At 48.9% G+C, this 15,039-nt stretch carries 1 protein-coding gene; it reads right to left on the bottom strand.

Translation table 11 applies throughout. The features are described 5' to 3' along the window. Positions 1-14,978: tandem-95 repeat protein (locus tag R7O12_RS04140; RefSeq protein WP_318125645.1), on the bottom strand; the 14,978-nt coding region annotated here is incomplete at its 3' end. Between the last annotated feature and the right edge of the window lie 61 nt (positions 14,979-15,039).

The raw sequence follows: 15,039 nt of genomic DNA, 5'->3' as shown, positions 1-15,039 counted from the left end.
CTGTAGCTCACGCTATCTAGTGCTACCTCACCTTCAATATCGGAAGAGTTTGCCAACAACTGTTCTGCACTGATGGTAATGACTTCATCTTCATCAATGGTGTAACTGGTTACGCCTGCGATTGGTGGATCGTTCACCTCAAGAACGGTAATTCCCGCTGTTGTTGTATCAACCGCGCCGTCCTCGTCAACCACGACAACATCAAGGCTAACATCGCCTGTAAAGTTTTCGTTTGGTGAGAAGGTGTAAGTACCATCGCCATTAATTTCTAGCACACCGTCGTTACCGCTGTAACTCACGCTGCTGATCGCAACATCACCCTCGATATCCGACGAATTAGCCAGTAGTTGCTCATCACTAATGGTGATCGAGTTGTCTTCATGTACTGTGTAGGACGTGCTGCCCGCAACTGGAGGATCGTTCTCTGGCGTCACACTCACATCAATGTTGGCAGAGGTCGTATCCGTACCGTCTGACACATCGAACGTAAAGTTCACATCGCCATTGAAGTTCTCATTCGGTGCGAAGCTGTACGTGCCATCGCCATTGTCGGTTAGGACACCGTCCGTGCCAGTGTAAGTCACACCTTCAACGGTTAGGTTGTCACCTTCTACATCCGTCGCGCCTGTTAACAAGTCAGCATCGGTGAAGGTAAGAAGACCGTCCTCACCCACAGTGAACGCTTGATCTTGTGGCTCTGGTGCGTCATTGACTGGCGTTACCGTTAAGTCGAGACCAGCCGCAACCACTTCTGCCCCGTCAGTCACATCGTAGGTGAACTCGATGTCACCGTAGAAGTTCTCGCTCGGTGTAATGGTGAAGCTGCCATCCTCGTTCATTTCAACCGTCGCATTTTCATCATTGGTGCTCAGGTTGATTGCACTTAGGTCGTCACCATCAATATCAACGGCATGCTCCAGTAACTGCTCTTGAGTTAGCGTAATGCTGTTGTCTTCGGCGGTAACGGCACTGATATCACCCGTTACTTCTGGTGCATCATTGGTTGGCGAGATATGAATCGTCACATCTTGCGTCGCTGTCGCCGTTGTACCTGTATCCACATCGGTAGAAGTTGCGTTCACGGTTAGCGTCACATCGCCATTGAAGTCCGCAGAAGGGATAAACTCTAATCCTTCTAGCTCGCCTGGTTGTAGTGACCAAGTGCCGTCGCCATTATCAACACCCGCTGATAGTGCGCTGCCCTCTGGCACATCTTCAATCAAGATTGAGAGGTTTTCTGAACCATCGGTATCGGTTAACGCTGCATCGATATCAAGCGGCACTGGTGTATCTTCGGTACCAATGATTTGGTAATCCGCGTCCGCTACCGTGATTTCGATGTTGTCGATGCCGAATGACTCGTCAGGAATACTTTGGTTTAGCGTAGAACCAAAGCCTAACTGAAGCTGACCATCTTCCACCGGAACGGTTAAGTTCACTTGGTGTGCTTGGTCGTTCCAACCACTGAAGCCTTCACGTTGAGAGGCTCCGTGGATCACTTCACCCACTTCATTACCATCTGAGTCGTAAAGCGTTGTCGTACCATCTTGAGTACGGAACGCGGAGTTCTCCAAGGTGGTTAGCTGTTCGCCACCTACAAAGATTTGGAACGACTCGCCATCCCAAGAATCGATTTCGTAGAAGCTAAACGAGATATTCACTTCGTTGACATCGCTTGGGATCTCGTAGGTTTTGCTGACCGCTTCATCACCGCCAGTGCCACCAATACGACCCAACATGTCGCCCGTTTCGAAGCCTTGTGAACTTTCGGTGTTTGCGTTCCAACCGTTCGAGCCAGACTCGAAGTTATCAGAGGCAATCACCAAGTCTGAAGCAATCGACAGCTCTGGCATATCAACCACAGATTGAACATCAATGTTCGCTTCAGCAGGAACCGTTGCAGTGCCATCGTTGACGTCAAACGTCACGTTCACGTTGCCATCGAAGTTTTCGTTTGGCGCGAAGGTGTACGTGCCGTCACCGTTATCGACTAACGTACCACTGTCAGAAGCAACGTTTTCAACCGTTAGGTTATCACCATCGATATCACCTGCATTTTGCAGCAATTGCTCTTCGGTGAAGGTGAAGCTTGTGTCTTCTTGCGTAACAAACTGTGGCTGACCAACCGTTGGCAAGTCATTCACTGGGTTCACAGTCAGATCGGCAGTGGCTTGAATGGTGGCATCGCCGTCCGTAATGTTGAAGCTCAGATCAATGTCGCCATTGAAGTCCGCATCTGGTGTGATAGTGAAGCTGCCGTCATCGTTCGCAACAACGGTCGCATTGCCGTCAACAGTGAGGTTCGCTGCGGTTAGGTCATCGCCATCTACGTCGCCTGCTTGCGCAAGAAGCTGCTCTTGGCTGAGAGTGATAGAACCATCTTCATCCACGCTGTAAGCCAAATCACCTGATACTGGAGCATCGTTGACTGGCAATACATCAATGTTTGCATTGGTTGCTACCGTTGCACCATCTTCATCGGTCACGACAACATCTAGGCTGACATCACCGTTGAAGTTTTCGTTTGGTGCGAAGCTGAATGTACCGTCGCCGTTGTCAGTAAAGATACCGTCGGAGCCGCTGTAGCTGACACTATCAATCGCGACGTCACCTTCAACATCAGATGCGTTCGCCAATAGCTGCTCAGAGCTAATGGTGATCACTTCGTCTTCGTTGACTGAGTAGCTAGTTGCACCGGCAATTGGTGGATCGTTCACCTCAAGAACGGTAATACCCGCAGTGGTTGAATCCGTTGCACCGTCTTCATCGACAACCACAACGTCAAGGCTCACTTCACCATTGAAGTTCTCGTTTGGCGAGAAGGTGTAAGTGCCGTCACCATTGTCTTGGAACACGCCATCTGCGCCACTGTAGCTCACGCTGTCGATTGCTACTTCGCCTTCTACGTCAGATGAGTTAGCCAATAGTTGTTCGTTACTGATGGTGATCGAATTATCTTCATGCACCGTGTAAGACGTGCTGCCTGCAACCGGAGGATCGTTCTCTGGCGTCACGCTTACATCGATATTCGCCGTCACGGTATCCGTGCCATCAGAAACATCGAAGGTAAAGTTCACGTCGCCATTGAAGTTTTCGTTTGGCGCGAAGCTGTAAGTGCCATCACCATTGTCGGTTAGGACACCGTCTGCACCTGTGTAAGTGACACCTTCAACCGATAGATTATCGCCATCGATATCCGTTGCACCATCAAGCAGATCTTCATCAGTGAACAGCAAGACGCCATCTTCACCAATGGTAAACGCTTGATCTTCTGGCTGTGGTAAGTCGTTAACTGGATTAACCGTTAGGTCAGCCGTTGCAACAATAGTGTCGCTGCCATCGTTGATATCGAACGTGATATCAATGTCACCATTGAAGTTCGCATCAGGCGTAATGGTAAAGCTGCCATCATCGTTTGCCGTAACCGTTGCATCACCGTCAACCACTAGGTTAGATGCGGTTAGCGCGTCGCCTTCTACATCCGATGCTTGAGCAAGAAGCTGCTCTTGGCTAAGCGTAATTGAATTGTCTTCATCGACACTGTAAGCCAAGTTGCCCGATACTGGCGCATCGTTGATTGGCAATACATCGATGTTTGCATTAGTTGACGCAGTTGCACCGTCTTCATCAACAACCACAACATCTAGGCTCACATCGCCATCGAAGTTTGCGTTTGGTGCGAAGCTGAATGTGCCGTCACCGTTATCAGTAAAGATACCGTCAGAGCCGCTGTAGCTTACGCTATCAATCGCAACTTCACCTTCAACGTCCGAAGCGTTCGCCAATAACTGCTCAGAGCTAATGGTGATGACTTCGTCTTCGTTCACTGAGTAGCTGGTCGCGCCTGCAATTGGTGGATCGTTCACCTCAAGTACTGTAATACCTGCGGTAGTCGAATCCGTCGCACCATCTTCATCGACCACGACAACATCTAGGCTCACTTCGCCATTGAAGTTCTCGTTTGGCGAGAAGGTGTACGTACCGTCACCATTGTCTTGGAACACACCATCTGTGCCGCTGTAGCTAACGCTATCAACCGCGACATCTCCTTCGACGTCAGATGAATTCGCCAGCAACTGCTCGTCACTAATGGTGATCGAGTTGTCTTCATGCACTGTGTAAGACGTGCTGCCTGCCACCGGTGGATCGTTCTCTGGAGTGACTGTCACATCGATATTCGCGGTCACGGTATCCGTGCCATCAGAAACATCGAAGGTAAAGTTCACATCCCCATTGAAGTTCTCATTCGGTGCAAAGCTATACGTACCATCGCCATTGTCAGTTAGGACACCATCTGCGCCTGTGTAAGTGACGCCCTCTACCGATAGGTCATCGCCATCAATGTCCGTTGCACCATCAAGCAGGTCTTGGTCAGTGAAGGTCAACACACCATCTTCACCAATGGTGAACGCTTGATCTTCTGGCTGCGGCAAATCATTAATTGGGTTAACGGTTAGGTCCGCTGTTGCAACAATAGTGTCGCTGCCGTCGTTGATATCGAACGTGATATCAATGTCGCCATTAAAGTTCGCATCTGGCGTGATAGTGAAGCTACCATCGTCGTTTGCCGTAACCCTTGCATCACCGTCAACCATTAGATTAGATGCGGTTAGCGCGTCGCCTTCTACATCCGATGCTTGAGCAAGAAGCTGCTCTTGACTCAACGTGATTGAGTTGTCTTCGTCGACGCTGTACGCCAAGTTACCCGAAACTGGTGCATCATTGATTGGTAAGACATCGACTGTGATGTAAGTATCGACCTCTGCGCCGTCTTCATCACGAATGGTCACATCCAACTGCACTTGACCATTGAAGTTTTCATTCGGAGCAAAGCTACAAGTACCATCGCCGTTTACTGAGAAGATACCATCTGGACCGTCGTAGCTGATGCCTACTAGCTCAACATCCCCTTCAACATCCGAAGCATTCAGTAGCACTTGAGATTCACTAAAGGTTAGAACTTGGTCTTCATCGATAGTGTATGCGGTAGGACCTGCGATTGGTGGGTCATTTACCTCAATCACAGTAATGCCAGCAGTGGTAGAATCCGTTGCACCTTCTTCATCAACAACGACAACATCTAGGCTCACCTCGCCGCTGAAATTTTCGTTTGGTGAGAAGGTGTACGTACCATCACCGTTGATTTCCAGCACGCCATCGTTACCGCTGTAGCTCACGCTATCAATCGCCACTTCGCCTTCTATATCAGACGAGTTAGCCAACAGCTGTTCGTTACTAATGGTAATCGAATTGTCTTCATGAACGGTGTAAGCCGTGCTGCCTGCAACCGGTGGATCGTTCTCCGGCGTCACGCTTACGTCGATATTCGCCGTCACGGTATCCGTGCCATCGGAAACATCGAAAGTGAAGTTCACGTCGCCATTAAAGTTCTCGTTTGGTGCGAAGCTATATGTGCCATCACCATTGTCAGTAAGAACACCGTCCGCGCCTGTGTAAGTGACGCCCTCAACAGATAAGTCATCCCCTTCAATATCGGTAGCGCCTGTTAGGAGATCCGCATCAGTAAAGGTCAGCACACCATCTTCACCAATGGTGAACGCTTGATCTTGTGGTTCAGGCGCATCGTTAACTGGTGACACCAATAACTCAAGGTTGGTTGAGACAACATCATCGCCGTCAGACACATCGAACGTAAAGGTGATGTCACCATTAAAGTCCGCATCTGGCGTTAAGGTGTAAGTACCGTCACCATTGTCTGTGATGGTGATGTTTTCATCATCCGTTGCCAAGTTCAGTGCTGTCAGTTGGTCTCCATCCAAGTCACGCGCATTAGCGAGCAAATCTTCTTGCGTGATTAGGATTGAACCATCTTCTTCAACCACAGCAGAAACAGGCAATGCTTCAGGCGTATGTTCAATGTGAGCACCCGTTGCATTGACGTAGATGGTTTGAGAAACGGTTTCAGAATCATTATTTGATAGCTCTGTCGCCGTTGCCGTTACATTGATTTCTAGCTGTTGGTTAAAGTCTTCTGGCAATTGAATCTGTAGCTCTTGTTCAATTGCTGTGGTTGGAAGCGTTACAGAACCATCTGGACCGACTGTTACTTCACCGCTGTAGATCTGGCTGTTCACTTCACCTACATCAATGGTGAAGTTGAAGTCACTATAATCGGCATCGCCGCCACCGTAGAGATCTTCAAAGCCGTAAACCAGTTCACCGTCTTCGTTCACAGTAGTTCGAGTATGTTCAATGCCATCTTGGTTGAGCTCTGAGCTTGTGCCGCCATGGAAGACTGCATCACCAAATTGGCTTTGAATCACGGTTTCAGAACCATCAGCACCCACAAACACGAGTTGTGGGTCGACCGTATCCATGTTCGCAGGAGAGCCATCTGCCGCACGGAACTCATACTGACCATCTTGCATGGACGCAAAGTCATTGAAGTTATGACCGTTAGGAATCAAGAATAGGTTGAAGCTTTCCCCTTCCGAGATTTGGAAGCTGAACTGATCTTGTCCCGGAATGAGGTCACCGCCTCCGCCAACTTGAGAGGCGTTTTCGTACACCACTTCAACGCCCGTGATATTGCCGTCTTCATCAACTTTGTAATAGCCAGCTGCGTTTTGGTAACCCGCGGTTTCACCTTCAAAGGTAACCGTGATTTCAGTATCGTTAAAACTGGTGATACCGTTGTCTTGATCGTTAAGTACCCCTTCGTTGTCGTAGCTGATCACCGAACCTTCTGGAACGCCATCAACGGTCACAGTCAGCGTTTCTGACAAGTCTTGGTCAACCAATGCTGCGGCGATGTTCACTTCAACAATACCGCCTGGCTCAACCAAGATCGCTTGGTCATCCACGTTTCGACCGTCGCCATCAGTGATGACTAGGTCTGGCGCATCTGCCACGGCTTCGATATGGACATTAATGTCTTGCTCAACTTCATCCGTACCGTCAGAAACCGTAAAGCTGAACTGCAAGTCACCACTGAAGTGCTCTTCTGGTACGAAGCTAAATGTACCGTCACCGTTGTCCGTTACAGTACCTTCATCACCGGAGTAGTTAATGCTGGTAACGGTGAGGTCATCACCATCAATATCAATCGCGCCACTTAGCAGATCTTCTTGCGTGAACAGGATGCTGCCATCCTCTTCAATTTGGTACATGCCAGGCGCAACAATTGGAATGTCATTGACTGGATTCACCGTCAATGTCATTTCATTAGCAACACTTAGTTCACCGTCACTCACTTCATAAGTGAATGCAATGTCACCATTGAAGTTTTCCGACGGTGTCACCGTGAAGGTGCCGTCGCCGTTATCCACGATAGAGGCATTCGGATCATTGGTTTCTAGTGCCGTTGCGTATAGGTCATCACCATCTTGATCGCTGGCATTTTCAAGCAGCATTTCTTGTGTCACGAGGATAGAGCCATCCTCGTCCACGTCTGCCACGATTGGCGCTGCTTCTGGTGCGTCGTTGACGAACTCAACTTTCAAGTCGATGTTTGCCGCCACCACATCGGTGCCATCACTCACATCAAACGTGAGGTCAACATTACCAAAGAAGCCCTGCTCTGGCGTTAACGTGTAGGTGCCATCGCCATTGTCTGTCACTTGAACCGTATCGCTTGAGCTCGTCACGTTCACAACAGATAAGTCATCGCCTTCGATGTCCGTCGCTTGAGCCAGCAGCTCTGCTTCAGTAATCGTGATGGCTTCACCGTCTTCTGTGGTGAAGGACAAATCAGGTACATCTGGCAGGTCGTTCACTGGGTTAACAGTGAGGTTTAGATCCGCGGCGACGGTTTCGATCGCGTCAGTTACGTCATAAGTAAATTCGATTTCACCAAAGAAGTTTTCACTAGGCGTAATCGTGAAGCTACCATCAGCGTTCTCAACGATGGTTGCATTAGGATCGTTGGTCGACAGGTTCACCGCTTCAAGGTTGTCACCATCCACGTCCGTCGCGTTCGCTAACAAGTCTTCTTGAGTGATGGTAATTGAGCCATCTTCATCAACGACCGCATCAACAGGACCGCTGACCTCTGGACCTTCGTTGACGATCTCAACATCGATCTTCGCAGTGCTTGGTGCACTTGCTTGACCGTCGCTGATATCGAAGGTCAGGTTCACTTCACCGTAGAAGTTCGAAGTTGGCTCGAAGGTAAAGGTGTTGTCGCCGTTGTCTGTCAACGTACCTTGTGACTGGTCAACAAGCAGTAGATTCTCGATATGAAGAATGTCGCCATCCACATCGGTCGCACCTGATAACAGGTCTTTTGCTTCGATGATGATGGTGCCGTTTTCTAGCATTTGAGTATGCAGCGGTGCACCAGGAACTGGCACATCGTTGACCGGAATAACGGTCAGATCTAGATGGGTATCGACTTCATCGGTGCCATCGAAGACTTTGTAATCGATATCGACTTCACCATTGAAGTTTTCATTCGGCATAAAGGTGTAAGTGCCGTCGCCATTGTCGACAAGCTCACCGTTATCACCGCTGTAAGAGATATCAGAGATAGACAGCGCATCGCCTTCCACATCACTTGCATTGGCAAGCAGATCGTCCGCGCTAAACGTAATGCCCACATCCTCATCAGTCGACAACACAATCGGACCAGAAACGATTGGCGCATCGTTTACTGCTTCGAAGTTGATGTTGATGATGTTGTCGTCAGTGAGTTCACCATCCGTAACTTGGTAACCCAGCTCAATCTCACCGTAGAAGTTCTCATCTGGTGTGACTGTCCATGTACCATCGCCGTTGTCAGTTAACGTAGCGTGCTCCGCGTTATCCCCCACCAGCTCTAGGTTTTGAATATCAAGAACATCGCTATCGATATCACTCGCTTGTGCGAGAAGCTGCTCTTCTGTGATAACCACAGAGGCAAACTGCGTAGAACCTTCGGTATCGATGGTCACATTTGGCAAGTCAGCGGTCAGTTCGATTTCACTGTCACCTTCTCGGATATTCAGTTCTACCGTCTCCGTGATTTCCGTGCCGTCCACGCCAATAGATGTGAACACTGCTTCATCATGACAAGTTTGCGATACCGTCATGTTTTGAACCACGTAAGTACCGTTACCTTGAATTGTTCCTAGCTCAAAGTAAGACACTGGCTCGTTCACCGTTAGGGTGTAATCCGTCTCATAGCTACCACGATCTTCTTTGTGGTAAGTCATCGAGTCGATCAAGTCACCATCGGAGTTGAATGCACGAATTTCGACTTCGGTAAAGTGGCGAGACTCTTCCATAAACCAGCCACCTAGACCGTCTAGGTGGAAGCTGATTTCGTTGATGTCTTGACCTTCAACGCTCACAGTCAGTTTTTCATCACCACTCAAGCCTTGACGGTCAGTATCACCAATACCGTGACCGATGTGTGTTTTACCATTCCACGCACCGAGTGGGTCATCATTACTTTGAACGGTAACTTTCAAATCACCATCAACAAACTCACGTGTGTAAGGGTCAACAGCAGTACCCCAATCATCGAGGCTAGCGTTGTCATCAAAGGTACCAATTTGACTCGTGTGCGTACCGTTTGCCAATGCGTCATCATTTGGAATGAAGCGCACTTCCGTATCTGCAGGCACCTCCTGCCCGACTTCTAGCTGTACCCATTCGTCATTTAGATTTGCTTCAATGATGCCGTTTTCAGGGGCTTGGTCGAGACGTAACGCAGGCTCTTCACGCAGAGAAACACCCACGGTTTGATCTTCTTCTGCTTGAATAAAGATCTCGTCGCCCGCTTCTGGCGCATCGTTGACAGGATTAACGGTCAGATCCAACGTGGTCAGAACATCATTTTCGCCATCGCTGATGTTGTAAGTGAAGTCCAACTCACCGTTAAAGTTTTCCGTATGCGTAATGGTGAAAGAACCATCATCGTTGGCTACGATCGTCGCATCTGGGTCATTGGTTTGTAGATTGCTGGCAACAAGGTCATCACCTTCAATGTCTGTCGCATTCGCAAGCAACTGTTCTTGCGTGATGGTGATGGCATTATCTTCATCCACTTCAGCTTGAATGCCTGACGTTTCTGGTGCGTCATTCATCGCGATAACATCGATGCCTGCGGTTGTTGTATCCGTTGCACCATCTTGGTCAATAACCGTAACGTCGAGCGAAATGTTACCGTCAAAGTTCTCATTTGGCGTAAAGGTATATGTGCCGTCGCCATTGTCCACGAAGCTACCGTCGTTACCAGAGTAGCTAACATTCGCCAAGACTACGTCGCCTTCCACATCAGAAGAGTTGGCTAACAACTGCTCGTCACTAATGGTGATTTGACCATCTTCTTGAACCGTGTAAGACGTAGAACCTGCCACCGGTGGATCGTTCACTGGTGTCACGCTGACATCAATGAATGCTGGTGTTGAACCTGTGCCGTCAGACACATCGAATGTGAACTGAACATCACCGTTGAAGTTCTCATTCGGCGCGAAGCTGTAAGTGCCATCACCATTATCGGTAAGCACGCCGTCCGCACCTGTGTAGAGAACATTTTCGATAGACAGATCATCGCCGTCAATATCCGATGCGCCTTCCAATAGGTCTGCATCCGTGAAAAGCAAGGTGCCGTCTTCTTCTACCGTGAACTGTTGATCTTGCGCTTGTGGCAAGTCATTCACAGGATTAACCGTAATATCCAGACCAACTTGTACCGAGCCGCCATCGTTATCAATGATATCGAAGGTCAGATCTAGGTCACCGTTGTAGTTTTCATCCGGTGTGATGGTGTAGCTGCCATCATCGTTGTATTGAATCGTCGCGTTGTCATCTGTCGATAGATTGATGGCTTCAAGGTTCTCGCTATCAATATCGCCCGCTTTGGCAAGCAGCTGCTCTTGGCTTAGCGTGATTGAGCTGTCTTCGTTGATGGTGTAAGCCAAATCACCCGATACTGGTGGATCGTTGATTGGCAATACGTCGACATTGATGTGCGTATCAACGGTTGCCCCATTTTCATCTTGAATGGTCACATCCAACTGAACTTGACCATTGAAGTTCTCGTTTGGTGCAAAGCTGCAAGTACCATCACCATTGACGGTAAAGATACCATCCGAGCCTTCATAGCTGATGCCAACAAGCTCTACATCGCCCTCAATATCAGATGCGTTGGCAAGAATTTGTGACTCACTGAATGTCAGTACTGAATCTTCATCAATCGTGTAAGACGTTGGACCGGCAACTGGAGGATCATTCACTTCAATGACGGTAATGCCTGCGGTCGTTTCGTCAATCGCACCTTGCTCATCCGCCACAATCACATCAAGGCTGATATCACCACTGAAGTTCTCATTCGGCATGAAGGTGTAAGTACCGTCACCGTTGTCTTGGAATACGCCATCGGTGCCTGAATAGGTCACGCTATCGATGGACACCGCGCCTTCCACATCCGAAGAGTTAGCCAGAAGCTGCTCGTCGGAAATCGTAATCGCATTATCTTCATCAACCGTGTAAGACGTTGAACCCGCAACCGGAGGATCGTTCACTGGAGTGACGCTCACATCCACATTGGCAGGTACGGTCTCAGTGCCGTCAGAAACACCAAAGCTAAAGCTGACATCGCCGTTGAAGTTTTCGTTTGGTGCAAAGGTGTAAGTACCATCGCCGTGGTCAGTCAGCACACCATCGCTGCCTGTGTAGCTAATGCCATCAACCGTTAAGTTATCGCCATCGATGTCGGTCGCCCCTGCAAGCAGGTCTGCGTCAGTAAACTGAAGCGTGCCGTCTTCTTCAACACTAAACTGCTGGTCTTGAGGAACAGGAAGATCATTAACCGGATTAACCGTTAGATCTGCCGTTGCTTGGATAGTGTCTGTGCCGTCCGTAATGTTGAATTGGATATCAATGTCACCATTAAAGTCCGCATCTGGTGTAATCGTGAAGCTGCCATCATCGTTCGCTGTAACGGTTGCGTTTCCATCCACCGTCAAATCACTAGCAGTCAGGTCATCGCCCTCAATATCAGACGCTTGAGAAAGAAGTTGCTCTTGGCTGAGTGTAATCGCACCGTCTTCATCAACACTGTAAGCCAAATCACCCGATACTGGCGCATCATTGATTGGCAATACATTCACATTGATGACGGTATCAACTTCTGCTCCATCTTCATCTCGAATGGTGACATCAAGTTGAACTTGTCCGTTAAAGTTCTCGTTTGGCGCGAAGCTGCACGTGCCATCATCGTTAACGGTGAAAATGCCATCCGGCCCATCGTAACTAATGCCAACAAGCTCTACATCGCCTTCCACATCAGAGGCATTCAACAGCACTTGCGACTCACTAAACGTCAGAACTGAATCTTCATCAATAGTGTAAGAAGTTGGTCCAGCGACTGGTGGATCGTTCACTTCCAGTACTGTAATGCCAGCAGTGGTGACATCCGTTGCGCCTTCTTCATCAGCGACGACAACATCAAGCGTCACTTCACCATTAAAGTTTTCATTTGGAGAGAAGGTGTACGTACCGTCACCATTGATTTGCAACACACCATCGCTGCCAGAGTAGCTCACGCTATCAATCGATACATCCCCTTCTAAATCCGAAGAGTTTGCCAACAGTTGCGCGTCAGAAATGGTAATAGAGTTGTCTTCGTGAACCGTGTAAGACGTTGAACCAGCCACAGGAGGATCATTCACCGGCGTAACGCTCACATCCACATTCGCTGAAACTGTATCTGTGCCATCAGATACGTCGAAGCTGAAGTTTACATCACCGTTGAAGTTCTCATTTGGCGCAAAGCTATACGTGCCATCGCCATTGTCAGTTAGAACGCCGTCGGTTCCTTCGTAGCTGATTCCCGTTACAGAAAGGTCATCGCCTTCAATGTCGGTCGCACCTGCAAGCAGATCCGCATCGGTAAATTGTAGCGTGCCGTCCTCTTCCACACTGAATTGTTGGTCTTGAGGAACAGGCAGATCGTTGATTGGATTAACGGTTAGGTCAGCGGTTGCTTGAACGGTATTCGTGCCATCTGAAATATCAAAGCTAATGTCGATATCACCGTTGAAATCTGCGTCCGGCGTGATGGTGAAGCTACCATCGTCATTTTGAGTCACCGTCGCGTTGCCATCTACCGAAAGGTTAGAAGCCGTCAGTGCATCGCCTTCCACGTCAGAAGCTTGCGACAACAACTGTTCTTGGCTCAAACGAATCGAGCCATCTTCATCCACTGAGTAAGCAAGATTGCCAGATACTGGCGCATCATCAACTGGCGTAACGTTAACATCAATGTTGGCAGAAACCGTATCTGTGCCATCGGACACATCAAAGCTAAAGTTCACATCGCCATTGAAGTTTTCATTTGGCGCAAAAGTGTAGGTCCCATTACCGTTGTCGGTCAGGATGCCGTCACCACCGTCGTAGCTTACGCCCTCAACCGTTAGGTTATCGCCTTCAATATCCGTTGCACCACTGAGCAGGTCTGCGTCCGTAAAGATCAGCGTGCCATCTTCTTCCACGCTGAACTGTTGGTCTTGAGGAACAGGCAGATCGTTGATTGGATTAACGGTTAGGTCAGCGGTTGCTTGAACGGTATTCGTGCCATCTGAGATATCAAAGCTGATGTCGATATCACCATTAAAATCTGCGTCCGGCGTGATGGTGAAGCTACCATCGTCATTTTGAGTTACCGTCGCGTTGCCATCTACCGAAAGATTAGATGCCGTCAGTGCATCGCCTTCCACATCGGAAGCTTGCGACAACAACTGCTCTTGGCTCAAACGAATCGAGCCATCTTCATCCACCGAGTATGCAAGATTGCCAGATACTGGTGCATCGTCGACTGGCGTAACGCTTACATCAATGTTGGCAGAAACCGTATCCGTGCCGTCGGACACATCAAAGCTAAAGTTCACATCGCCATTGAAGTTTTCATTTGGCGCAAAAGTGTAAGTCCCATTACCGTTGTCGGTCAGGATGCCGTCGCCACCGTCGTAGCTTACGCCCTCAACTGTTAGGTTATCGCCTTCAATATCCGTTGCACCAGCAAGCAGGTCAGCATCGGTGAAGATCAGCGTGCCGTCTTCTTCCACCTCAAAGGTTTTATCTTCCGGCACTGGTGCGTCATTGATTGGACGAACAGTTAAATCAATCGAGCTAGAAATGGTTTCTTGACCATCACTGATATCAAACGTTAAGCCGAGTTCACCATTAAAATCAGTATCAGGTGTGACGGTATAAGTGCCATCACCATTATCCACAACCGATGCATTAGCACCCACTTGCACGTTGAATGCGGCAAGATCATCGCCATCAACATCACTCGCGTACCCGAGAAGTTGTTCTTGAGTGAAGGTAATAGTGCCATCTTCATCCATGATGTATGCCAGATCTTGCCCTACTTCTGGCGCGTCATTTTCACCTTCGACTTTAATTTGGAACGTCTCGCTCGTAGTTTCGGAGTCGAAATCGTCTTCTACTTGCGTCGTGGTTTCTTCGCTGGTGTCTTGTACATCCACCGCGAAGCTCTCTTCAGTGGTTTCTGAATCTAGCTCGTCACCACCTTGAGAACCTTCAGAGTCTGAAGAAGCACTTGGCGCAGATGAAGTTTGTACCGCTTGTCCTTGCGCTTCATTGCCTTCTGCGTCCGAACCACCTTCAGAGCCAGAGGCATCACCACCACCGACCGCTTGGGCACCCGCCCCAGAATCCGAACCACCGCTGCCCAGAGCCTCGTCACCTGATTCTCCGCTAGAAGCTACACTATCAACAACATTGGATTGTGCAGCGTCAGAGTCGCTGCTACTTTCAGTATCCTCTTCTTGAACTGCGCCACCCGAGCTCACTGCTTCTTCTTCCGTACCCGCGCCACTAGGATTTTCTTCCATCGCACGATTGGCTTCATCAACAGCATCTGCACTTTCAGCACCGGTCGCTACAGTCGAAGAGACGGTCGACTGCTGTTTTTCTTCTTTTGTCCCCGTATCCTTCGTTTCTGTTTGCTCTACCGCATCGTTAAGCTTTTCATTGTCTTTTTCTTGATTAGTGTCGCCTGCCATTACAGCCTCCGTTGCTTTTAGCTAACTGATCGTATTTAGAGGCAGTAAAGGACACCATTTT

The sequence above is a fragment of the Vibrio sp. Vb1574 genome (assembly GCF_033338675.1).
The sequence above is the reverse complement of the archived record's forward strand: the minus strand, read 5'-3'. Positions and strand labels throughout refer to the sequence as shown.